The following is a 22,126-nucleotide window of genomic DNA, read 5'->3' on the forward strand; positions in this document are numbered from 1 at the left end:
CGGGAATACGAAACAAGGAATTGGCAAAACCCATGACGCAAATATTGATTGTTGAAGACAATGGCGAATACGCAGGCGATATGGCCGATTTCCTCAAGGAACTCGGCCATGAGGTCACGATCGCGACCACCGCCAGCGATATGTGGGCCGCGCTGACGCGCACGCCGGCGGCCGTGGTCGTGCTCGACCTGGGCCTGCCCGACGAGGACGGCTTCAACGTGATTCCACGAATGCGCCAGCTGTATCCCGAGATCGGGCTGCTGGTGCTGACGGGCCGCGTGGCCTTCGACAACCGCATCCTCGGCCTGCGCCTCGGCGCCGACCACTATCTCACCAAGCCGATCAAGTTCCCGGAACTGGCTGCCCACATCGAGGCGCTGGACCGCCGCGTGCGGCCGTCGTCCGAGCCGGCGCCCGCGCCGAGCAAGTGGACCCTGCGCGTCTCGGCCCGCCAGCTCGAGCTGATGGGCAAGGTAATCGACCTGACGGAAAAAGAGTGCAACTTCCTGCACCTGCTGACCATCAACACCCGGCCCGTCCCGCGCCAGGTGATCGTGGCCGGCATGGGTGGGGACGATCCGGATGCCAGCCGCCGCGTCGACATGCTCGTCTACCGTCTGCGCAAGAAGGCCCGCACCGGCCTCGGCCAGGATCTGCCGCTGCGCAGCGCCTATGGCGAGGGCTACAGCCTGTCCGCCGGTTTCACGCTGGCGTAATTAATCGGGGACAGAGCGAGGCGGTCGCGTTAGAATGACGCCATGGCCCGCCAACCCCGACTCATCCTGCCGCACGAGCCGCACCTGATCATCCAGCGCGGCAACGACAACCAGCTGATCTTCCGCGACGACGAAGACCACCGCCGCTTCCTGGAATGGCTGCGCGAGAGCGCGAAGTTCTACCGCGTGGCCATCCACGCGTACGTCCTGATGCCGAACCACCTGCATGTGCTGGCGACGCCGTCCGACGAGGACGGCTTGGCGGCCATGATGCAGAAAGTGGGGCGGTTATATGTTCCCTGGTTTAACAACAAGTACGGCCGCTCCGGCACCTTGTTCCAGGGACGTTTCCGCACGTCCGTGATCGACCCGGACGCGTATTTTCTTGCCTGCATCCGCTACATCGAACTGAATCCACTGCGCAGCCAGCTCGCGTTCGAGCCGCTCGACTACCCGTGGTCGAGCTACGCGCATCACGCCGGCGTGCGGCCGGATCCGCTGATCACCGACCACGCCAAGTACTGGGAACTCGGCAACACGCCGTTCCAGCGCGAGGCGGCCTTCATCGAGCTGGCGCAGCAGGGGATGTCGGGGCAGGAACTGGATACGATCAATGCGGCGGTGCTGAAGGGGGCGCCGCTGGGATCGCATGAATTCAAGGTCGCGCTGGAGCACAAGACGAGGCGCCAGATTTTGCCGGCCAAGCGGGGGAGACCGTTCAAGGTGAAGGCTGCGGAATAGATTTGTGCGCGGCGTCATTGCAACAAATGAATGATAAGGAGGCTTCGGCCTCCTTTTTTATTGCCCGTCGCCCCTGCGATGGCGGGGGCTTAAGTTTGTTGGCGGGCACGCGGAATTTGGGTTCCCGCGTGCGCGGGAACGACGGTTTTGCGCATAACTATATGATTTTATTGATGTGGTAGGCGAAATGCAGCACCTCTTCTACTGTGTCCCCATTTAATTTACGACTAAAAAACTCGGCATTTAATTCGACTCCGACCCTAATTATTGCTATTGATGTTTACCGAAGTCTGCTCTATCCTCGGCCTTCAATATCTTCAAAATGCTGCGGAGCCCCCATGATTGCCCAAGGTTTGTACGATCCCGCCAATGAACACGACGCCTGCGGCGTCGGTTTCGTCGCCCATATCAAGGGCAACAAGAGCCACTCCATTATTGAACAGGGTCTGCTGATCCTGAAGAACCTGGACCACCGGGGCGCCGTCGGTGCCGATGCCCTGATGGGCGACGGTGCGGGTATCCTGATCCAGATCCCCGACCAGTTCTACCGCGACGAGATGGCCAAGCAGGGCATCGAACTGCCGCCGCCGGGCGAATATGGCGTCGGCATGATCTTCCTGCCGAAGGAACACGCTTCGCGCATCGCCTGCGAACAGGAAATCGAGCGCGCCGTGCGCGCCGAAGGCCAGGTCGTGCTGGGCTGGCGCAACGTGCCGGTGGACGACACGATGCCGATGTCGCCGACCGTCCGCGCGAAAGAGCCGGTCATCCGCCAGATCTTCATCGGCCGCGGCCCGGACGTGATGGTCACCGACGCGCTCGAGCGCAAGCTGTACGTCATCCGCAAATCGTCGGGCCACGCGATCCAGGCCCTGAAACTCATCCACGGCAAGGAATTCTTCGTGCCGTCGATGTCGGCCCGTACCGTGGTCTACAAGGGCCTGCTGCTGGCGGACCAGGTCGGCGTGTACTACAAGGACCTGCAGGATCCGCGCTGCGTCTCCGCGCTGGCCATGGTGCACCAGCGCTTCTCGACGAACACGTTCCCGGAGTGGCCGCTGGCCCACCCGTACCGCCTGCTGGCGCACAACGGCGAGATCAACACCGTCAAGGGCAACTTCAACTGGACCCGCGCCCGCGAAGGCGTCATGAAGTCGGCCGTGCTGGGCGACGACCTGCAGAAACTGTTCCCGCTGATCTATGAAGGCCAGTCGGACACCGCCTGCTTCGACAACGCGCTCGAACTGCTGGTCATGGCCGGCTACCCGATCGCCCAGGCGATGATGATGATGATCCCGGAAGCCTGGGAAAACCACGCGACGATGGACGAGAACCGCCGCGCGTTCTACGAATACCACGCCGCGATGATGGAACCGTGGGACGGCCCGGCCGCCATGGCCTTCACCGACGGCCGCCACATCGGCGGTACGCTGGACCGCAACGGCCTGCGTCCGGCCCGCTACATCGTCACGGACGACGACCTGGTCGTCATGGCCTCGGAATCGGGCACGCTGCCGATCCCCGAATCGCGCATCGTCAAGAAATGGCGTCTGCAGCCGGGCAAGATGTTCCTCATCGACCTGGAAGCCGGCCGCATCATCGACGACAAGGAATTGAAAGACACCTACTCGAACGCCAAGCCGTACAAGGCATGGATCAAGTCGGTGCGCATCAAGCTGAACGAAATCAAGCTGTCGGAAAGCCAGCTGTCGCAGAACCGTGCGAAAGACGCGCAGGGCGAGAAAGCCGCCATTTCCCTGCTGGACCGCCAGCAGGCATTCGGCTACACCCAGGAAGACCTGAAGTTCCTGATGGCCCCGATGGCCGTGCTGGGCGAAGAAGCCACCGGCTCGATGGGCAACGACTCGCCGCTGGCCGTCATGTCGAACAAGCTGAAGCCGCTGTACTCGTACTTCAAGCAGCTGTTCGCCCAGGTCACGAACCCGCCGATCGACCCGATCCGCGAAGCGATGGTGATGTCGCTCGTGTCGTTCATCGGTCCGAAGCCGAACCTGCTGGACACGAACAACGTCAACCCGCCGATGCGCCTCGAAGTGTCGCAGCCGGTCATCGGTTTCGACGACATGGCCCGCCTGCGCAACATCAGCCTGCACACGGGCGGCAAGTTCAAGTCGTATGAACTGAACATCTGCTACCCGGTCTCGTGGGGCAAGGAAGGCATCGAAGCGTCGCTGGCCTCGCTGTGCGCGGAAGCCGTCGATGCCGTCAAGTCGGGCCACAACATCCTGATCGTCTCGGACCGCAACGTGAACGCCGACCAGGTCGCGATCCCGGCGCTGCTGGCGACGTCCGCGATCCACCAGCACCTCGTCCAGCGCGGCCTGCGCGCATCGACGGGCCTCGTCGTGGAAACCGGCTCGTGCCGCGAGACGCACCACTTCGCCCTGCTGGCCGGCTACGGCGCGGAAGCCGTGCACCCGTACCTGGCGCTGGAAACGCTGGTCGACCTGGCGCACACGCTGCCGCACGAGATGGCCGCCGACAAGGCGATGTACAACTACACCAAGGCGGTCGGCAAGGGCCTCATGAAGGTCATGTCGAAGATGGGCATCTCGACCTACATGTCGTACTGCGGCGCCCAGATCTTCGAAGCCATCGGCCTGAACAAGTCGCTGGTCGACAAGTACTTCCGCGGCACGTCGTCGACGGTGGAAGGCATCGGCCTGTTCGAAGTGGCCGAGGAAGCCCTGCGCCTGCACGGCCTGGCCTTCGGCAAGGATCCGCTGCTGGCCAATGCGCTGGACGTCGGCGGCGAATACGCCTACCGCGTGCGCGGCGAAGACCACCTGTGGACGCCGGACGCCATCGCCAAGCTGCAGCACTCGACCCGTGCCAACAACTTCAGCACCTATAAAGAGTACGCGCAGCTCATCAACGACCAGAGCCGCCGTCACCTGACGCTGCGCGGCCTGTTCGAATTCAAGATCGATCCGACCAAGGCGATCCCGCTGGACGAAGTCGAGCCGGCCAAGGAAATCGTCAAGCGCTTCGCCACCGGCGCGATGTCGCTGGGCTCGATCTCGACCGAAGCCCACGCCACGCTGGCCATCGCCATGAACCGTATCGGCGGCAAGTCGAACACGGGTGAAGGCGGTGAAGACCCGGCCCGCTACATGGGCGAGTTCAAGGGCATCAAGATCGCCAAGGGCGAAAGCCTGGCCTCGATCCTGGGCAAGGACCGCGTCGTCGCCGACATCCCGCTGCTGGAAGGCGATTCGCTGCGTTCGAAGATCAAGCAGGTGGCATCGGGCCGCTTCGGTGTGACCGCCGAATACCTCGCGTCCGCCGACCAGATCCAGATCAAGATGGCGCAGGGCGCCAAGCCGGGCGAAGGCGGCCAGCTGCCGGGCCACAAAGTGTCCGAGTACATCGCGTCGCTGCGCTTCTCGGTGCCGGGCGTGGGCCTGATCTCGCCGCCGCCGCACCACGACATCTACTCGATCGAAGACCTGGCGCAGCTGATCCACGACCTGAAGAACGTGAACCCGCACGCGTCGATCTCCGTGAAGCTGGTGTCGGAAGTCGGTATCGGTACGGTCGCCGCCGGTGTGTCGAAGGCGAAGGCCGACCACGTCGTCGTCGCCGGCCATGACGGCGGTACGGGCGCATCGCCGCTGTCGTCGGTCAAGCACGCCGGCACGCCGTGGGAACTGGGCCTCGCCGAGACCCAGCAGACCCTCGTGCTGAACGGCTTGCGCAGCCGTATCCGCGTCCAGGCCGACGGCCAGATGCGTACCGGCCGCGACGTCGTCATCGCCGCCCTGCTGGGCGCGGACGAAGTGGGCTTCGCGACGGCACCGCTGGTCGTCGAAGGCTGCATCATGATGCGTAAGTGCCACCTGAACACCTGCCCGGTGGGCGTGGCCACCCAGGATCCGGAACTGCGCGCCAAGTTCTCGGGCAAGCCGGAACACGTCGTGAACTACTTCTTCTTCGTCGCCGAAGAAGCGCGCCAGATCATGGCCCAGCTGGGCATCCGCACGTTCGACGAGCTGATCGGCCGTTCGGACCTGCTGGACAAGTCGAAGGCCGTCGGCCACTGGAAGGCGCAGGGCCTGGACTTCAGCAACATCTTCTACCAGCCGAAGGTCGACGACAAACGCCAGCTGCTGCACACGGACGGCCAGGACCACGGCCTGGACAAGGCCCTGGACCACAAGCTGATCGCGCAGGCCAAGGCCGCGCTGGAGAAGGGCGAGCGCGTCTCGTTCATCTCGCCGGTGAAGAACGTCAACCGCACGGTCGGCGCGATGCTGTCGGGCGAAGTCGCCAAGCGCTACGGCCATGCCGGCCTGCCGGACGACACGATCCACATCCAGCTGCAGGGCACCGCGGGCCAGTCGGCCGGCGCGTTCCTGGCACACGGCATCACGCTGGACCTGGTCGGCGAAGGCAACGACTATGTCGGTAAGGGCCTGTCGGGCGGCCGCATCATCGTGCGTCCGAACACGGAGTTCCGCGGCTGGGCCGTCGACAACATCATCGTCGGCAACACGGTGCTGTACGGCGCGATCGCCGGCGAAGCGTTCCTGAACGGCGTGGCCGGCGAGCGTTTCGCGGTGCGTAACTCGGGTGCGACGGCCATCGTCGAAGGCGTGGGCGACCACGGCTGCGAATACATGACCGGCGGTACCGTCGTCGTGCTGGGCGACACCGGCCGCAACTTCGCGGCGGGCATGTCGGGCGGCGTGGCGTATGTCTACGATCCGAAGGGCGACTTCGAGCAGAAGTGCAACACCGCGATGGTCGCACTGGAGAGCGTGCTGTCGACCAAGGAGCAGAGCGACAAGGCCAGCTGGCACGCACAGACCCGCAACGGCGAGCGCGAGTCGGACGAAGCGATCCTGAAGCGCCTGATCGAGCGTCACTTCAAGCACACCGGTTCGACCCGTGCGCGCAACCTGCTGGACGACTGGGCCAACAGCCGCAGCAAGTTCGTCAAGGTCTTCCCGACCGAGTACAAGCGCGCACTGGAAGAGATGCACAACAGCAGCATGGAAGAAGCCAACGACAAGATCGAACTGGCTGCCTGATGCTCACCGGCGGGCGCCCGACGCGCCCGCCGCATCTCTCTAGACTGAACCGAATACGATAGGAATACAAATGGGTAAGATCACCGGCTTCATGGAATTTCAGCGCCAGGAAGAAGACCACCTGGAACCCGCTGCCCGCCTCAAGAACTACAAGGAATTTTCGATCACCCTGACCGACGCGCAAGCGAAGGTGCAAGGTGCGCGTTGCATGGATTGCGGCATCCCGTTCTGCAACACCGGCTGCCCCGTCAACAACCAGATCCCCGACTGGAACGACCTGGTCTACCACGGCAACTACCGCTACGCCGTCGACAACCTGCATTCGACGAACAACTTCCCGGAATTCACGGGCCGCATCTGCCCGGCACCGTGCGAAGCCGCCTGCACGCTGGGCATCAACAATGAGCCGGTCGGCATCAAGTCGATCGAGCGCAAGATCGCCGACGCCGGCTGGGAACACGGCTGGATCGTCCCGCAACCGGCTGCCGTCAAAACGGGCAAGAAGGTCGCGATCATCGGTTCCGGCCCCGCAGGCCTGGCCGCCGCCCAGCAACTGGGCCGCGCCGGTCACGACGTGACGGTGTTCGAGAAGAACGACCGCATCGGCGGCCTGCTGCGCTACGGCATCCCCGACTTCAAGATGGAGAAGGACCTGATCGACCGCAGGGTTGAGCAAATGCGCGAAGAAGGCGTGAAGTTCCGCACCTCGACCCTGGTCGGCAAGGATTTCCCGGCCACCGTCAGCAACATGGCGCGCGAAACCATCTTCCCGGAAGACCTGGTCAAGGATTACGACGCCGTCGTCATGGCGGGTGGTGCGGAAGCACCGCGTGACCTGCCGGTCCCGGGCCGCGACCTGAAGGGCGTGCACTTCGCGATGGACTTCCTGCCGCAGCAGAACCGCGTCAACGCCGGCGACAAAGTCAAAGACCAGATCAAGGCCACGGGCAAGCACGTGATCGTGATCGGCGGCGGCGATACCGGCTCCGACTGCGTGGGCACGTCGAACCGCCACGGCGCCGCATCGGTGACCCAGTTCGAACTGATGCCGATGCCGCCGGAACAGGAAAACAAGCCGCTCGTGTGGCCGTACTGGCCGACCAAGCTGCGCACCTCGTCGTCGCACGAAGAAGGCTGCGAGCGCGACTTCGCCGTCGCCACCAAGCGCTTCGAAGGCAAGGGCGGTAAAGTGGAAAAAGTCATCGCCTGCCGCGTCGAGTGGAAAGACGGCAAGATGACGGAAGTGGCCAACTCGGAATTCGAACTGAAGGCCGACCTCGTGCTGCTGGCCATGGGCTTCGTCTCGCCGGTGCAGCAGGTGCTGGACGCGTTCGGCGTGCAAAAGGATGCCCGCGGCAACGCACGCGCCACGACCGATGGCGACGTCTGCTACCAGACGTCGGTGCCGAAGGTGTTCACCGCCGGCGATATGCGCCGCGGCCAGTCCCTGGTCGTGTGGGCGATCCGCGAAGGCCGCCAGTGCGCGCGCGCCGTGGATGAATTCCTGATGGGTTCGTCGGTACTGCCGCGCTGATCGACGCCAGGCTTGCCTGATCCCAGACACCCTGCAATGCTATGGCTTGCAGGGTGTTTTCATTTGGAGATCCGATCGAAGAATGCTCTCCGACGACGGTGCGATCCTCGGCATCGACGGCATGCATGGCGCGCAAGCGCTTTGCGCCGGTCAGGCTGGCGGCCGGTGTCCGGAATTTCCGGATGCGCTACTTCCAGGGATTACGCGAGCACATCGCACTCGTGCTGGGCTGGAAAAGGCCGGTCTACGAAGCTGATCACTCGTGCGGCGTGGCGGCCTCCGGTTCGATGACGAGCAGGTCGCCGTCCAGCCGCGCCGTCGTGCCGAGATCGCGGCACAGCGCCTGCATGCGCGTATAAATCCACGTGCGTTGCGTGTGGTCGGCAGGTAGCACGCGGCCGTGGTGGATGAACACCGGGTGCAGCACGATGCGGCGCAGGGTGTCCTCGCCCAGGTGCACTTCGAACAGCAGTTGATGGTCGTTGCGCAGGTCCGCGTCGACGGCGTAGTCGTCGACGAGGTCGCCGGTCGCGTACAGGATCGGCCAGCCGCGGTACAGCTCGATGCCGTGGAAGATGTGCGCGCTGTGGCCGTAGACGATCTTCCAGCCGACGTCGATCGCGGCGTGTGCGAGGCGGCGCAGGTGCGGTGCGGGCGCCGTCACCCTGTTCGGACCCCAGTGCAGCGACAACACCGGCCAGCGCACGCCGGCCGCGCGCAGGGGCGCGAGCGCGCGTGCGAAGGCGTCGGTGGCGGCCGTTTCGTCGTGCAGGCCGAGCCAGGCGATGCCGGGGTGATCGTCCGTCGCGGCGAAATCGGCCTGGTGGTCGCAGAATGCCGCCATCCCGACCAGCACCTCGCCGCACGCCACGACGGCCGGGGACAGCGCCCATGCGAGGTCCGCACCGGCGCCGGTGTGGGCGATGCCGTGCGCGTCGAGGATGCGCAGCGTATCGGCCAGCCCTTGCACGTCGTAGTCGAGACTGTGGTTGTTGGCGAGGCTGACCATGCGGATGCCGGCGTCAAGCAGCGCCTGGCCGGCCGCGGAGGGTGCCGCGAAGTAATACGCCTTGGGCACGCCGTGCCAGCGCCCGGTACTGTCAGTGAGCGCGCACTCCAGGTTCACGATGGCGACATCGGCCGCGCGCAGCAGCGGCGAGATCGCTTCCAGCGGCGCGTGGGCGCCGTCGCGCAGCATGACGTCGCGCACGTGGCGGCCCAGCATGACGTCGCCGCCGAACACGAGGCGCAGAGGGCGCAGATCAGGGCTCATGGACGAACCAGCTCGTGAACCAGTCCGCCGCCAGCCGCGCCACCTCTTCCAGCGTGCCAGGTTCCTCGAACAAATGCGTCGCACCGGGCACGAGCGCCATCCGTTTTACGCAGCCCAGCTCGGCATAGGCTTGCCGGTTCAGCGCGATGACGGGTTCGTCGGCACCGCCCACGATGAGGAGTGTCGGCGCCTCGACGGCGCGCAGGGCGTCGCTGCCGGCGAGATCCGGCCGCCCGCCGCGCGACACGACGGCCGCGATGGGCACCGCCGGGTCGGCCGCCAGCTGCAACGCGGCGGCCGCGCCCGTGCTGGCGCCGAACAGGCCCAGCGGCAACGGGGCCGTCGCGTCCTGCGCGCCCAGCCAGCTTGCTGCCGCGCGCAGGCGGCCCGTCAGCAGGGAGATATCGAATCGGTTATGGTATTGACGGTCTTCGTGCGGCGTGAGCAGGTCCAGCAGCAGCGTACCGATGCCGGCGTCGCGCAGCACGTGCGCCACGTGGTTGTTGCGCGGGCTCAAACGGCTGCTGCCGCTGCCGTGCGCGAACAGCACGATGCCGGAGGGAGTGTCGGGCAGCTCGAGCATGCCTTCCATCGTCGCCGCGCCGCTGTCGATGTGGACCAGGGCTTTTGTCATGATCGTTAGACCATCTGGCAGGGGCAAAGATTCGGCATCCGATTGTTAAATGGGGAGTGACCGAAAGCCCGGTATTTGCCCGTTCCCGACGTCCGGGACAGGACGCCGGATCGCGATGTAGTGGATCTTCAGGATGTCCCCGCAAAAGGGTTTCTTTCAGGCATTTGTAAAGATTGTTTACTAATGTGAAACAATGTGTTGTATGCATAAGTTATTAAAAACAAGCACTTATGTCGCAAAATATCTGACTCTTCGTTTAGTAATGTTGTAATATCACGTCGATAACATCCCCGGAATCGGGCCGTGTCCTGCAGGCCTTGCCGTTTCTGCACTACAATACGGGATTCTCCAAATACCAATATCCACTGTGTCCAACCTCGTCGAAATTCGCGATCTGCATTTTTCGTATGGCGATCGCCCGATCCTGCAGAACCTGAGCATGGACTTCCCGCGCGGCAAACTGATTGCCGTGATGGGCGGCTCCGGCTCGGGCAAGACGACGGTCCTGCGCCTGATCGGCGGCCAGATCAAGCCGCAGCGCGGCACCGTCGCCGTGAATGGCGAGGTGGTGAACCAGCTCGACACCGAAGGCCTGTACAGGTTGCGGCGCAAGATGGGCATGCTGTTCCAGTTCGGCGCGCTGTTCACCGACCTGACCGTGTTCGAGAACGTGGCCTTTCCGCTGCGCGAGCACACGGAACTGCCGGAAGAACTGATCCGCGACCTGGTGCTGATGCGCCTGAATGCCGTCGGCCTGCGCAATGCCGCGGACCTGAAGCCGAACGAGATCTCGGGCGGCATGGCGCGCCGCGTGGCGCTCGCCCGTGCCGTCGCGCTCGACCCGGCGCTGATCATGTACGACGAACCGTTCGCCGGCCTCGACCCGATCTCGATGGGCGTGACCGCCAACCTGATCCGCAACCTGAACGACGCGCTCGGCTCGACGTCGATCCTCGTCTCGCACGACGTGAACGAAACTTTCTTGATCGCCGATTACGTGTATTTCCTGTCCGCGGGCCGGATCGTCGCTTCGGGCACGCCGGACGAGATGCGCCGCTCGACCGATCCGTACGTCAAACAATTCGTGAACGCCGAGCCGGACGGCCCCGTGCCGTTCCACTATCCCGGCAAATCGCTGGCCGAGGATCTGGGCCTGGGAGGCAAGCGATGACCAATCCTCTCGCACTCATCGGGGGCTTCGTCCTCGACACTTTCGCCCGCGTCGGCTTCGTCACGCGTTCGTTCGGCGGCCTGCTCGGCAAGGCGCCGGGCGCGCTGCGCCGTCCGACCCTGATCTCGGAACAGGTCCACTTCATCGGCAATTACTCCTTGCTGATCATCACCGTGTCCGGCCTGTTCGTCGGCATGGTGCTGGGCCTGCAGGGCTATTACACGCTGAGCCAGTTCGGCGCCGAGGAAAAGCTGGGCCAGCTCGTGGCGCTGTCGCTGCTGCGCGAACTGGGGCCGGTCGTGACGGCGCTGCTGTTCGCGGGCCGCGCCGGCACGTCCCTCACGGCGGAAATCGGCCTCATGAAGGCCGGCGAGCAACTGACCGCGATGGAAATGATGGCCGTCAACCCAATCCAGCGCGTGCTGGCGCCCCGGTTCTGGGCGGGCCTGATCGCCATGCCGGTGCTGGCCGCCGTGTTCTCCGCCATCGGCGTGGTCGGCGGCTACCTCGTCGGCGTGCAGCTGATCGGCGTGGACGAGGGCGCGTTCTGGTCGCAGATGCAGGCGAACATCGACGTGCGCCGCGACATCATGAACGGCGTCATCAAGAGCTTTGTATTCGGCATGGCCGTGACGTTCACGGCCCTGTTCCAGGGCTATGAAGCGCAGCCGACGCCGGAAGGCGTGTCGCGCGCCACCACGCGCACCGTCGTGATCGCGTCGCTGATGGTGCTGGCGCTGGACTTCGTCATGACTGCCTTGATGTTCAACAAGTAATCTGAAGAGTTGGGAAAAACTTATGCATCGTAAATCCATTGACGTCTGGGTCGGCCTTTTTGTCCTGTTGGGTGCGTTATCGCTCCTTTTCCTGGCCCTCAAGGCCGGTAACATGAGCACGATCTCGTTCAGCAAGACCTATTCGATCACGGGTAAGTTCGACAACATCGGCGGCCTGAAGCCGCAGTCGGCCGTCAAGAGCGCGGGCGTGGTCGTGGGCCGCGTGGGCGACATCTCGTTCGACGATAAAAGCTTCCAGGCGATCGTCCGCCTCGATTTGAATCCTGCTTACAAGTTCCCGAAGGACAGCTCCCTGAAGATCCTGACCTCGGGCCTGCTCGGTGAGCAATACATCGGCATCGAGGCCGGTGGCGACACGAACAATCTCGTCGAAGGCGACCGCATCACCCGTACGCAATCGGCCGCAGTGCTCGAAGACTTGATTAATCAATTTATCTATAGCAAGGCAGCCGAAGGAAAGGACAGTAGCAAATGACGAACCGCAATGACTCCGCCTCGCCGCGTATCCGCACTGGCCTGGCGCTGGCACTCGGTGCAGCCGTATTGCTGAGTGGCTGTGCGACGACCGCCAACCCGAAAGACCCGTTCGAGAAGTTCAACCGGGCCATGTTCAGCTTCAACGACACGGTCGACCGCGTCGCCCTGAAGCCGGCCGCCACCGCCTACAAGAACGTCACGCCGACCTTCGTGCAAACCGGCGTGAACAATTTCTTCGGTAACTTGACCGATTTGTGGAGCTCGCTGAACAATTTTGCCCAGCTGAAAGGGCAAGACGGCTTGAACGATTTCATGCGTTTTGCCGTGAACTCCACGCTGGGTCTCGCCGGCGTGCTGGACATCGCCACCCCGGCCGGCATGCGCAAGCATAACGAGGACTTCGGCCAGACCCTCGGATATTGGGGCGTGCCGAGCGGTCCCTACTTGATGTTGCCGCTGCTGGGCCCATCTACGATCCGTGACACCGCGACCTTGCCCGCCGACTGGTGGGGCGATGCGTGGACCCACGTGAACGATGTGCCGTGGCGCACCGGCGGCATCGTCCTGCGCGCGGTCGACCAGCGTGCCAGCGTGCTGGACGCGTCGAACCTGCTGGAAGACGCCGCCCTCGACCGTTACGAATTCATCCGTGACGGCTACATGCAGCGCCGCAACAGCAAGGTGCTCGACACGGACAAGGCGCAGGAACGCGCCGACAAGGTCCACGAAAAACTGGAAAAGGTCCAGGAAAAGGTCGAATCGAAGCTGGGCGTGAAACTGGGCCCGAAACCGGTGCCCGAAGATGGTGCGGAAGAGCCCGCAGCGGCGCCCGTGTCATCCGAACCGGCCAGCAAATAGTTAACGACGGTACAGCCAGGCCGTCCGCGCAGCACGCGGGACCGCTTGGCCAGACCCAACCAAATTAAAGGAAGCGTATGAAACCCATCGCAAAACTGATCGTGACCGCCGCCGCCGTGGCCATGTCCACCGCCGTTCTCGTCGCACCGGCCCGTGCCGCCGTCGAGGCACCGGATGCCCTCGTGAAACGCGTCTCCACCGACGTCATCGAGAGCGTCAAGGCCGACAAGGACATCCAGGCCGGCAACAACAAGAAAATCATGGATCTGGTCAACAGCAAGATCCTGCCGTACGTCGATTCGGACAAGATGACGGCCCAGGCCGCCGGACGCTTCTGGCGCCAGGCGACGCCGGAGCAGCAAAAGCAGCTGGCGGCCGAGTTCCGCACGCTGCTCGTGTACACCTACGCCGGTGCGCTGTCGCAGATCAAGAACGAAACCATCGAGTTCAAGCCGTTCCGCGCCGACCCGGCCGACACGGAAGTCGAGGTGAAATCGCAGGTCAACCTGACCCGCGGCGAGCCGATCACCCTGAACTACCGCCTGGCCAAGGGCCCGCAGGGCTGGAAGATCTTCGACCTGAACGTGCTGGGCGCGTGGCTGGTGGAAACCTACAAGAGCACCTTCGCGTCGGAAATCGGCAAGAACGGCATCGACGGCCTGATCAAGAAGCTGCACGACCGCAACGAGCAGCTGGCCAACAAGCCGCTGACCAAATCCGCGCAGAAGTAAGCATGGCGGAAGCGAATCCCATGCTCTCGCTGGAAGCCCTGACGTTCGACAACGCGCAAGCGGCGTTGGCGCAGGGCTGTGCGGCCGTGTCCGCCGGCGAAACCGAGTTCGACCTCGGCGGCGTCAAGGCCGCCGACTCCTCGGCCCTGGCCCTGATGCTGGCCTGGCAGCGCCGCGCGCAGGGACAGGGGCGCAGCCTGAAGTTCATCAATGTGCCGGCCAACGTCGATGCGTTGGCAAAGTTGTACGGCGTCGACGGCTTGTTGGGCCGCGCGTAACCGCACCGCCGAAAACGCCACGGCCCGGAACGCCGTGGCGTTTTCTTCTATAATGGCTCGTTTCACCCGCACGGTTCCGGTCCTTCGGATCCCCAACGCATGACAGCAGCCATCCAGATCGACAGCGTCGAGAAAAGCTACAAGGGCTTCAAGGCCCTCAAGGGCGTTTCACTGAACATCGAACAAGGCGAATTCTTCGGCCTACTCGGCCCGAACGGCGCCGGCAAGACGACCCTGATTTCGACCATCGCCGGCCTCATTCGTCCGGACGTCGGCAGCGTGCGCATCCACGGCCACGACGTCGTGAAGGATTTTCGCGACGCGCGCATGAAGCTGGGCGTCGTGCCGCAGGAACTCGTGTTCGACCCGTTCTTCACCGTGCGCGAGACCCTGCGCCTGCAATCGGGCTATTTCGGCCTGAAGAACAACGATCCATGGATCGACGAGGTCATGGAAAACCTCGACCTCACGCCCAAGGCGGACGTCAACATGCGCGCGCTGTCCGGCGGCATGAAGCGCCGCGTGCTCGTCGCCCAGGCCCTCGTCCATAAACCGCCCGTGATCGTGCTGGACGAACCGACGGCCGGCGTCGACGTCGAACTGCGCCAGACGCTGTGGAAGTTCATCGCGCGCCTGAACCGCGAGGGTCATACGGTCGTCCTGACGACGCACTACCTGGAAGAAGCGCAGGCCATGTGCCAGCGCGTGGCCATGCTCAAGACGGGCAACGTCGTCGCGCTGGACACCATGTCGCAGCTGCTGCGCCGCGTGTCCGGCTCGTCGCTTGTCGTGCACCTGAAGCACGGCGGCCTGCCGGAAGGCCTGCGCCACCTCGTCGCCCATGACGAACATAACGGCGGCAACAAATACACCCTGCGCGTGAACGAGTACAGCGAAGTGGAAGGCATCCTCGCGCGCCTGCGCGAATCCGGCGCCGAGATCGACGAGATGCAACTGCAGCAGGCCGACCTGGAAGACATTTTTATCCAGATCATGGAAGGGAGCCCGGTACGATGAACGCGTTTTCCGTGGGTTTCCGCACCCTGTTTTATAAAGAAATCCTGCGCTTCTGGAAGGTCGCGACGCAGACGATCGCCGCGCCCGTCGTCAGCGCGATGCTGTATCTGCTGATCTTCGGCCACGTGCTCGACGGCCGCGTCGAGATGCTCGATGGCGTCAGCTACACGTCGTTCCTCGTCCCCGGCCTCGTGATGATGAGCGTGCTGCAGAACGCGTTCGCGAACTCGTCGTCGTCGCTGATCCAGTCGAAAATCACGGGCAACCTCGTGTTCATCCTGCTGCCGCCGCTGTCGCACGTGGAGATCCTGTCCGCATACGTGACGGCGTCCGTCGTGCGCGGGCTGGCCGTCGGCCTGGGCGTGTTCATGATCACGGCGTGGTTCGCGCACCTGTCGTTCGTCGCGCCGCTGTGGATCATCGTGTTCGCGCTGCTGGGCGCCGGCATCCTGGGCACGCTGGGCGTCATCGCCGGCATCTGGGCGGAAAAATTCGACCAGCTGGCCGCATTCCAGAACTTTTTGATCACGCCTGCAACATTTTTGGCCGGGGTGTTCTATTCCATTAAGAAACTTCCGCCGTTCTGGCTTGCAGTCTCGCATTTCAACCCGTTCTTTTATATGATTGACGGGTTCCGCTATGGTTTCTTTGGCCAGTCCGACGTGTCGCCCTGGACCAGCCTGGCAATCGTCGCCGTCTTCTTCGTGGCCTTGGCCGCTATCGCAATCAATCTGCTTCGCCGCGGCTACAAGCTGCGTCACTGAAAAAACATGGTTACTACACCCGAACTCATCCACGGCTACATCCAAAAGGGCCTGGAATGCACCCACCTGGAAGTGGAGGGCGATGGCCAGCATTTCAGCGCCGTCATCGTCTCGCCCGCGTTCGCCGGCAAGAGCCGCATCCAGCGCCACCAGATCGTCTACGCCGCCCTGGGCGACCGCATGCGTGAGGAAATCCACGCGCTGTCGATGAAGACGCTGACTCCCGAAGAGTACCAAGGATAATCGATGGACAAGCTCCAGATCGTCGGCGGCAAGCGCCTGAACGGTGACATCCCCATCTCGGGCGCCAAGAACGCGGCGCTCCCGATCCTGTGCGCGGGCCTGCTGACGGCCGGCGACCTCGCGCTGTCGAACGTGCCGCGCCTGCACGACGTGCGCACGATGCTGCGCCTGCTCGAGCAGACCGGCCTGAAGGTCACGCAGGACGACGAGAACGTCGTGCTGAACGGCTCCGCCATCAACACCCTCGTCGCACCTTATGAACTGGTGAAGACGATGCGCGCGTCGATCCTCGTGCTGGGCCCGATGCTGGCGCGCTTCGGCGAAGCCAAGGTGTCGCTGCCGGGCGGCTGCGCGATCGGTTCGCGCCCCGTCGACCAGCACATCAAGGGCCTCCGCCAGATGGGCGCCGACATCACGATCGAGGGCGGCTACATCTACGCGAAGGCATCGCGCCTGAAGGGCGCCCGCATCCACACGGACATGATCACCGTGACGGGCACGGAGAACCTGCTGATGGCCGCCACGCTGGCCGACGGCGAGACGATCCTGGAAAACGCCGCGCGCGAACCGGAAGTGACGGACCTCGCGAACATGCTCGTGGCGATGGGCGCGAAGATCGACGGCATCGGCACCGACCGCCTCGTGGTCCAGGGCGTCGACAGCCTGCACGGCACCGAACACGGCGTCATTTCCGACCGCATCGAAGCGGCGACGTTCCTGTGCGCCGTCGCGGCGACGGGCGGCGACATCCGCATCACCCGCACCCGCACCGACATCTTCGACGTGGCCATCGACAAGCTGCGCGAGATGGGCGTCCAGCTGACCGTGGAAGGCGACAGCATCCGCGCGCGCATGGACGGCCGTCCGCAACCGGTGTCGTTCCGTACCACGGAATACCCGGGCTTCCCGACCGACATGCAGGCCCAGTTCATGGCCGTGAACACGATCGCGAACGGCTCGAGCCGCGTCACCGAAACCATCTTCGAAAACCGCTTCATGCACGTGCAGGAAATGAACCGCCTGGGCGCGCAGATCTCCACCGAGGGCAACACGGCCTTCATCAAGGGCGTCGACCGCCTCGTGGGCGCGCCCGTGATGGCGACCGACCTGCGCGCCTCGGCCTCCCTCGTGATCGCCGGCCTGGCCGCCGAGGGCACGACCCTCGTCGACCGCATCTATCACCTCGATCGCGGGTATGACCGGATGGAGGCGAAGTTGTCGGCGGTGGGCGCGGATATCGTCCGTATTAAATAAAACAACGTCGTCCCCGCGCAGGCGGGGACGACGGAAACGAACGCAGTCACATGAACGACACTTCTCGGGACAGCTCGCAGCTGATCCTCGCCCTCTCGAAGGGCCGCATCTTCGAAGACACGCTGCCGCTGCTGTCCGCGGCCGGCATCGAGGTGCTAGAAAATCCGGAAACCTCGCGCAAGCTGATCCTCGCCACCAACGATCCCGGCATCCGCGTGCTGATCGTGCGCGCCAGCGACGTGCCGACCTATGTCCAGCATGGCGCCGCCGACTTCGGCGTGGCCGGCAAGGACGTGCTGCTCGAGCACGGCGGCGAAGGACTGTACCAGCCGATCGACCTGCGCATCGCCTGCTGCCGCATGTCCGTGGCCGCCAACGCCGGCTTCGACTACGACAACGCCGTGCGCCAGGGCGCGCGCCTGCGCGTGGCCACCAAGTTCGTGCACACGGCGCGCGAGCACTTCGCCAAGAAGGGCGTGCATGTCGACCTCATCAAACTGTATGGCTCGATGGAGCTGGCGCCGCTGGTCGGCCTGTCCGACGCCATCGTCGACGTCGTGTCGACGGGCGGCACGCTGCGCGCCAACAATCTCGTTGAAGTCGAAAAGATCATGGAGATCTCGTCGCGCCTCGTCGTCAACCAGGCCGCGCTGAAACTGAAGCGCGAGCGCCTGCAACCGATCATCGACGCGTTCGACCGCGCGTCCAAGCAGCAGCAATGCTAACGACCATGTCCATCACGATCCGCAAACTCGATTCCACCGCCGCCGATTTCCAGCAGACTCTCAGCAACCTGCTCGCGTTCGAAGCGGAGACCGACGACGCCATCGAAACCGCCGTGGCGAAGATCCTCGCCGACGTGAAGGCGCGCGGCGACGCCGCCGTGCTGGAATACACGAACAGGTTCGATCGCATCCCGAATGGCGGCGCCACGAGCATGGCTGCCCTCGATATCGGCCAGTCCGAATTGGATGAAGCCCTGGCGTCGCTGCCGGAATCGCAACGTGCGGCACTGCGCACGGCCGCGGAGCGCATCCGCGTGTTCCACGAGCGCCAGAAGCAGGAACTGAACGGTTTTACGTACACCGAGCCTGACGGCACGGTGCTGGGCCAGCGCGTCACGCCGCTGGACCGCGTGGGCATCTACGTCCCGGGTGGCAAGGCCGCGTATCCGTCGTCCGTGCTGATGAACGCGATCCCTGCCAGGGTCGCGGGCGTGAAGGAAATCGTGATGGTCGTGCCGACGCCGGACGGCGTCAAGAACCGCATGGTACTCGCGGCCGCCGCCATCGCCGGCGTGACGCGCGTGATCACGATCGGCGGCGCCCAGGCCGTCGGCGCACTGGCTTACGGCACGGCGACCATTCCGCCGGTGGATAAAATCGTCGGCCCGGGCAATGCGTACGTCGCCGCCGCCAAGCGCCGCGTGTTCGGCACGGTGGGCATCGACATGATCGCGGGCCCGTCGGAAATCCTCGTGCTGTGCGACGGCACGACGGACCCGGACTGGGTCGCGATGGACCTGTTCTCGCAGGCCGAGCACGACGAGCTGGCGCAGGCGATCCTGCTGTGCCCCGACGCCGGCTACATCGCGCAAGTCGAAGCGAGCATTCATAAACTGCTGCCGACGATGCCGCGCAAGGACACCATCGCCACGTCGATGACGGACCGCGGCGCGCTGATCAAGGTGCGCGACATGGATGAAGCGTGCGCGATCGCGAACGCCATCGCGGCCGAGCACCTGGAGATCTCCGCCGAGGAGCCGCAGCAGTGGGCCGATAAAATCCGTCACGCCGGCGCGATGTTCCTGGGCCGCTTCTCGTCCGAATCGCTGGGCGATTATTGCTGCGGCCCGAACCACGTGCTGCCGACGTCGCGCACGGCGCGCTTCTCGTCGCCGCTGGGCGTGTACGATTTCCAGAAGCGCTCGTCGATCCTGTTCGTGTCGCAGGCCGGCGCGCAAACATTGGGCCGTGTCGCGGCCGAACTCGCGTACGGCGAGGGCCTGCAGGCGCATGCGCGCAGCGCAGAGCTCAGGATCCAATCGGAATCATGACGGCCTGGCTCGATCAGGTCTTCTGCGAGGATGCGCTGGCCGGCATGGCGCGCATCCCCGACGGCAGCATCGACCTGATCCTGACGGACCCGCCTTATAATCTCGGCAAGGATTACGGCAACGGCTCGGACCAGCAGAGCGTGGAGGATTACCTCGCGTGGACCGAGCGCTGGATCGATTGTGCGCTGCCGAAACTGAAAGACAACGGCAGCCTGTACATCTTTCTCACGTGGCGCTTCGCGCCCGAGATCTTCGTCATGCTCAAGCGGCGCATGACGATGATGAACGAGATCATCTGGGACCGCCGCGTCCCCTCGATGGGGGGCAGCACCAGGAGCTTCAGCTCGGTGCACGACACCATCGGCTTCTTCGTGAAGCGCAAGGATTATTATTTCGACTTGGACTCCGTGCGTATCCCGTACGACGCCGAGACGAAGAAGGCGCGATCGCGCTCGATCTTCGTGGGCGCCAAGTGGCTGGAAGTGGGTTACAACCCGAAGGACCTGTGGAGCGTGTCGCGCCTGCATCGCGAACATGCGGAACGGGTCGACCATCCGACCCAGAAACCGCTCGAGATCATCGAGCGCATGGTCAAGGCGTCGTGCCCGCCGGGCGGCGTCGTGCTCGACCCGTTCATGGGCAGCGGCACGACGGCACTGGCTGCCAAACGCCTCGGCCGGCATTTCACCGGTTTCGAGCTGAACCCCGCCTACTGCGCGACCATCGCGGAACGTTTGTCCGCCCCCGCGCAGCCGGCCACCAGGAAACAACGCAAGGGCGTCCGTTTGGACGCCGCCACCGAAGGAGTGAACGAAGAATGACCAGCATCGACAAGCTCATCGCCAACACGATCCGCGAGGACGTCCGTGCCGGCCATATCTACAACGTGCCGGATTCGAGCGGCTACATCAAGCTGGACGCGATGGAAAACCCGTACCAGTTGCCGGATGCGCTGCGCGCCGAGCTGGCCCAGCGCCTGGCGGACGCCGTCCTGAACCGCTATCCGGTGCCGTCGTACGCGGGCATCAAGGAACGCATCCGCGCCAGGCTGGGCGTGCCGGCCGGGTTCGACGTCATCCTCGGCAACGGCTCCGACGAGATCATTTCGATCCTGTGCACGGCGACCGCGCGGCAAGATAAACGCGCCGTCGTGCTGGCCCCGATCCCCGCGTTCGTGATGTTCCAGCGCTCCGCCCAGTTCGCGGGCATGGACTTCGTCGGCGTGCCGTTGAAGGCCGACTTCTCGCTGGACCGCGCCGCCATGCTGGCCGCGATCGCCGAGCACAAGCCGAGCCTTGTGTTCCTGGCTTACCCGAACAACCCGACCGGCAACCTGTACGATGAAGCCGACGTGGTCGCGATCATCGACGCGCTGGGCGAGAACGGCATCGTCGTGGCCGACGAGGCGTATCACCCGTTCGCCCGCACGAGCTTCATGGACAAGCTGCCGCAGTATCCGAACCTGGTCGTGATGCGCACGCTGTCGAAGCTGGGCCTGGCCGGCATCCGCCTGGGCTACCTCGCTGCCGCACCGGCGCTGCTGGAACAGTTCGACAAGGTGCGGCCGCCGTACAACGTCAACGTATTGACGCAGGTGGCCGCCGAATTCGCGCTCGACCACGTCGAGGTGCTGGACGAGCAGGCCGCCCGTTTGAACGAGGCGCGCACGGAACTGGCCGCCGCCATGGCCGCGCTGCCGGGCGTGACCGTGTTCCCGTCGAGTGCCAATTTCATCACCTTGCGCGTACCCGACGCTGAAAAGACGTGCGCTAAACTGTTCTCAGAACGGGTACTGATTAAAAATTTGAGTAGAATGCATGAATTGCTGGCCAATTGCATCCGTGTTACGGTCAGCACCCCGGAAGAAAACTCCGTATTCCTGAATGCCCTGAAGGCTTCGCTGCAAGCCTGAACACCGCCGAGCACCTAGCAATGACCCGCACCGCAGAAATCACGCGCAACACCAGCGAGACGCAGATCCGCGTCGCGCTCAACCTGGACGGCACCGGCCGCCAGAAACTCAATACCGGGGTGCCGTTCCTCGACCACATGCTGGACCAGATCGCGCGCCACGGCCTGATCGACCTCGAAGTCGAGGCCGTCGGCGACCTGCACATCGACGACCACCACACGGTCGAGGACACGGGCATCACGCTGGGCATGGCGGTCGCCAAGGCCATCGGCGACAAGAAGGGCATCCGCCGCTACGGCCATGCATACGTCCCGCTGGACGAAGCGTTGTCGCGCGTCGTGATCGACTTTTCCGGCCGCCCGGGCCTGGAATGGCACGTGCCGTTCACCCGCGCGACCATCGGCCGCTTCGACGTCGATCTCACCATCGAGTTCTTCCGCGGCTTCGTCAACCATGCGGGCGTGACGCTGCACGTGGATAACCTGCGCGGCGTGAACGCGCACCACCAGTGCGAGACCGTCTTCAAAGCGTTCGGCCGCGCGCTGCGCATGGCGTCCGAGCTGGATGCGCGCGCCGCGGGCACGATCCCGTCCACCAAGGGCAGCCTGTAAAGAGA

The 22,126-nt window shown here is 64.2% G+C and carries 21 protein-coding genes; 19 read left to right on the forward strand and 2 right to left on the reverse strand.

Going from position 1 to position 22,126, the window contains the following annotated elements; translation table 11 throughout:
- The first annotated feature begins 32 nt into the window (after window positions 1–32).
- The 4 genes from ACEN98_RS02225 (at window position 33) to ACEN98_RS02240 (ending at window position 8,045) form a co-directional block, all read left to right on the forward strand.
- Window positions 33–716 carry a response regulator transcription factor gene (locus ACEN98_RS02225; protein WP_036233341.1) on the forward strand — a complete coding sequence of 228 codons (684 nt, stop codon included), beginning with the start codon at window positions 33–35 and terminating at the stop codon, window positions 714–716.
- Between the two features lie 42 nt (window positions 717–758).
- Window positions 759–1,457 (forward strand): transposase, encoded by a 699-nt coding sequence (locus ACEN98_RS02230; RefSeq protein ID WP_413340211.1) that lies wholly within the window; start codon window positions 759–761, stop codon window positions 1,455–1,457.
- A gap of 338 nt (window positions 1,458–1,795) precedes the next feature.
- On the forward strand, window positions 1,796–6,511 hold the full coding sequence (locus tag ACEN98_RS02235; RefSeq protein WP_413381086.1) for a glutamate synthase-related protein: 4,716 nt from the start codon (window positions 1,796–1,798) through the stop codon (window positions 6,509–6,511).
- A 70-nt stretch (window positions 6,512–6,581) separates the two neighbouring features.
- Complete coding sequence (locus ACEN98_RS02240) at window positions 6,582–8,045, forward strand: glutamate synthase subunit beta (protein WP_413340208.1); 1,464 nt, start codon at window positions 6,582–6,584, stop codon at window positions 8,043–8,045.
- A gap of 256 nt (window positions 8,046–8,301) precedes the next feature.
- On the opposite strand, the gene ACEN98_RS02245 is transcribed toward ACEN98_RS02240, so the two are convergent.
- Window positions 8,302–9,318, reverse strand: a complete 1,017-nt coding sequence (locus ACEN98_RS02245; protein WP_413381088.1) for a CapA family protein — start codon at window positions 9,316–9,318, stop codon at window positions 8,302–8,304.
- Window positions 9,308–9,952, reverse strand: a complete 645-nt coding sequence (locus ACEN98_RS02250) for a dienelactone hydrolase family protein (RefSeq protein ID WP_413381090.1) — start codon at window positions 9,950–9,952, stop codon at window positions 9,308–9,310. The genes ACEN98_RS02245 and ACEN98_RS02250 overlap by 11 nt, the downstream gene beginning before the upstream one ends.
- Before the next feature lie 367 nt (window positions 9,953–10,319).
- On the opposite strand from ACEN98_RS02250, the gene ACEN98_RS02255 reads away from it, so the two are divergent.
- From ACEN98_RS02255 to hisB, 15 genes are all read left to right on the forward strand, one after another.
- Window positions 10,320–11,123, forward strand: coding sequence for an ABC transporter ATP-binding protein (locus ACEN98_RS02255; protein ID WP_413337560.1), 804 nt, complete (start codon window positions 10,320–10,322; stop codon window positions 11,121–11,123).
- Window positions 11,120–11,899: a lipid asymmetry maintenance ABC transporter permease subunit MlaE gene (gene mlaE, locus ACEN98_RS02260; protein ID WP_056126113.1), complete on the forward strand. Its 780-nt coding sequence runs from the start codon at window positions 11,120–11,122 to the stop codon at window positions 11,897–11,899. Before ACEN98_RS02255 ends, mlaE begins: the two co-directional genes overlap by 4 nt.
- Before the next feature lie 22 nt (window positions 11,900–11,921).
- Window positions 11,922–12,395, forward strand: coding sequence for an outer membrane lipid asymmetry maintenance protein MlaD (mlaD, locus tag ACEN98_RS02265; protein WP_413337559.1), 474 nt, complete (start codon window positions 11,922–11,924; stop codon window positions 12,393–12,395).
- Window positions 12,392–13,255 (forward strand): VacJ family lipoprotein, encoded by an 864-nt coding sequence (locus ACEN98_RS02270; RefSeq protein WP_413381093.1) that lies wholly within the window; start codon window positions 12,392–12,394, stop codon window positions 13,253–13,255. Before mlaD ends, ACEN98_RS02270 begins: the two co-directional genes overlap by 4 nt.
- Window positions 13,256–13,332: 77 nt before the next feature.
- Window positions 13,333–13,986: a phospholipid-binding protein MlaC gene (locus ACEN98_RS02275; protein ID WP_413381095.1), complete on the forward strand. Its 654-nt coding sequence runs from the start codon at window positions 13,333–13,335 to the stop codon at window positions 13,984–13,986.
- 2 nt (window positions 13,987–13,988) lie between these two features.
- Window positions 13,989–14,264 (forward strand): lipid asymmetry maintenance protein MlaB, encoded by a 276-nt coding sequence (locus ACEN98_RS02280; protein WP_371760708.1) that lies wholly within the window; start codon window positions 13,989–13,991, stop codon window positions 14,262–14,264.
- A 99-nt stretch (window positions 14,265–14,363) separates the two neighbouring features.
- Complete coding sequence (locus tag ACEN98_RS02285; protein ID WP_413381097.1) at window positions 14,364–15,281, forward strand: ABC transporter ATP-binding protein; 918 nt, start codon at window positions 14,364–14,366, stop codon at window positions 15,279–15,281.
- Window positions 15,278–16,045, forward strand: coding sequence for an ABC transporter permease (locus ACEN98_RS02290; RefSeq protein WP_413381099.1), 768 nt, complete (start codon window positions 15,278–15,280; stop codon window positions 16,043–16,045). The genes ACEN98_RS02285 and ACEN98_RS02290 overlap by 4 nt, the downstream gene beginning before the upstream one ends.
- A gap of 6 nt (window positions 16,046–16,051) precedes the next feature.
- On the forward strand, window positions 16,052–16,288 hold the full coding sequence (locus ACEN98_RS02295) for a BolA family protein (RefSeq protein ID WP_036233378.1): 237 nt from the start codon (window positions 16,052–16,054) through the stop codon (window positions 16,286–16,288).
- Window positions 16,289–16,291: 3 nt separating this feature from the next.
- Window positions 16,292–17,542: a UDP-N-acetylglucosamine 1-carboxyvinyltransferase gene (murA, locus tag ACEN98_RS02300; protein ID WP_413381102.1), complete on the forward strand. Its 1,251-nt coding sequence runs from the start codon at window positions 16,292–16,294 to the stop codon at window positions 17,540–17,542.
- Between the two features lie 50 nt (window positions 17,543–17,592).
- The gene (hisG, locus tag ACEN98_RS02305; RefSeq protein WP_413381104.1) at window positions 17,593–18,267 is read left to right on the forward strand and encodes an ATP phosphoribosyltransferase; all 675 of its coding nucleotides are present in this window, start codon (window positions 17,593–17,595) and stop codon (window positions 18,265–18,267) included.
- Between the two features lie 5 nt (window positions 18,268–18,272).
- Window positions 18,273–19,598, forward strand: coding sequence for a histidinol dehydrogenase (hisD, locus tag ACEN98_RS02310; protein ID WP_413381106.1), 1,326 nt, complete (start codon window positions 18,273–18,275; stop codon window positions 19,596–19,598).
- Window positions 19,595–20,419 (forward strand): DNA-methyltransferase, encoded by an 825-nt coding sequence (locus tag ACEN98_RS02315; protein ID WP_413381108.1) that lies wholly within the window; start codon window positions 19,595–19,597, stop codon window positions 20,417–20,419. The genes hisD and ACEN98_RS02315 overlap by 4 nt, the downstream gene beginning before the upstream one ends.
- The gene (hisC, locus tag ACEN98_RS02320; RefSeq protein WP_413381110.1) at window positions 20,416–21,510 is read left to right on the forward strand and encodes a histidinol-phosphate transaminase; all 1,095 of its coding nucleotides are present in this window, start codon (window positions 20,416–20,418) and stop codon (window positions 21,508–21,510) included. The genes ACEN98_RS02315 and hisC overlap by 4 nt, the downstream gene beginning before the upstream one ends.
- A gap of 20 nt (window positions 21,511–21,530) precedes the next feature.
- The gene (hisB, locus tag ACEN98_RS02325; protein WP_036233394.1) at window positions 21,531–22,121 is read left to right on the forward strand and encodes an imidazoleglycerol-phosphate dehydratase HisB; all 591 of its coding nucleotides are present in this window, start codon (window positions 21,531–21,533) and stop codon (window positions 22,119–22,121) included.
- Window positions 22,122–22,126 lie beyond the last annotated feature (5 nt).

The organism is Massilia sp. CT11-137, assembly GCF_047302885.1.
In the GTDB taxonomy this organism is placed as follows: domain Bacteria; phylum Pseudomonadota; class Gammaproteobacteria; order Burkholderiales; family Burkholderiaceae_D; genus Telluria; species Telluria orientalis.

Bases quoted from the DNA above. Each gene is read 5' to 3' on its own strand.
- ACEN98_RS02295 (WP_036233378.1), top strand. From the start codon at position 16,052: ATGGTTACTACACCCGAACTCATCCACGGCTACATCCAAAAGGGCCTG.
- ACEN98_RS02250 (WP_413381090.1), bottom strand. From the start codon at position 9,952: ATGACAAAAGCCCTGGTCCACATCGACAGCGGCGCGGCGACGATGGAA.
- hisD (WP_413381106.1), top strand. From the start codon at position 18,273: ATGTCCATCACGATCCGCAAACTCGATTCCACCGCCGCCGATTTCCAG.
- ACEN98_RS02225 (WP_036233341.1), top strand. From the start codon at position 33: ATGACGCAAATATTGATTGTTGAAGACAATGGCGAATACGCAGGCGAT.
- ACEN98_RS02285 (WP_413381097.1), top strand. From the start codon at position 14,364: ATGACAGCAGCCATCCAGATCGACAGCGTCGAGAAAAGCTACAAGGGC.
- hisG (WP_413381104.1), top strand. From the start codon at position 17,593: ATGAACGACACTTCTCGGGACAGCTCGCAGCTGATCCTCGCCCTCTCG.
- ACEN98_RS02280 (WP_371760708.1), top strand. From the start codon at position 13,989: ATGGCGGAAGCGAATCCCATGCTCTCGCTGGAAGCCCTGACGTTCGAC.
- ACEN98_RS02245 (WP_413381088.1), bottom strand. From the start codon at position 9,318: ATGAGCCCTGATCTGCGCCCTCTGCGCCTCGTGTTCGGCGGCGACGTC.
- ACEN98_RS02315 (WP_413381108.1), top strand. From the start codon at position 19,595: ATGACGGCCTGGCTCGATCAGGTCTTCTGCGAGGATGCGCTGGCCGGC.
- ACEN98_RS02290 (WP_413381099.1), top strand. From the start codon at position 15,278: ATGAACGCGTTTTCCGTGGGTTTCCGCACCCTGTTTTATAAAGAAATC.
- hisC (WP_413381110.1), top strand. From the start codon at position 20,416: ATGACCAGCATCGACAAGCTCATCGCCAACACGATCCGCGAGGACGTC.
- mlaE (WP_056126113.1), top strand. From the start codon at position 11,120: ATGACCAATCCTCTCGCACTCATCGGGGGCTTCGTCCTCGACACTTTC.
- ACEN98_RS02240 (WP_413340208.1), top strand. From the start codon at position 6,582: ATGGGTAAGATCACCGGCTTCATGGAATTTCAGCGCCAGGAAGAAGAC.
- ACEN98_RS02230 (WP_413340211.1), top strand. From the start codon at position 759: ATGGCCCGCCAACCCCGACTCATCCTGCCGCACGAGCCGCACCTGATC.
- hisB (WP_036233394.1), top strand. From the start codon at position 21,531: ATGACCCGCACCGCAGAAATCACGCGCAACACCAGCGAGACGCAGATC.
- ACEN98_RS02270 (WP_413381093.1), top strand. From the start codon at position 12,392: ATGACGAACCGCAATGACTCCGCCTCGCCGCGTATCCGCACTGGCCTG.
- ACEN98_RS02275 (WP_413381095.1), top strand. From the start codon at position 13,333: ATGAAACCCATCGCAAAACTGATCGTGACCGCCGCCGCCGTGGCCATG.
- murA (WP_413381102.1), top strand. From the start codon at position 16,292: ATGGACAAGCTCCAGATCGTCGGCGGCAAGCGCCTGAACGGTGACATC.
- ACEN98_RS02235 (WP_413381086.1), top strand. From the start codon at position 1,796: ATGATTGCCCAAGGTTTGTACGATCCCGCCAATGAACACGACGCCTGC.
- mlaD (WP_413337559.1), top strand. From the start codon at position 11,922: ATGCATCGTAAATCCATTGACGTCTGGGTCGGCCTTTTTGTCCTGTTG.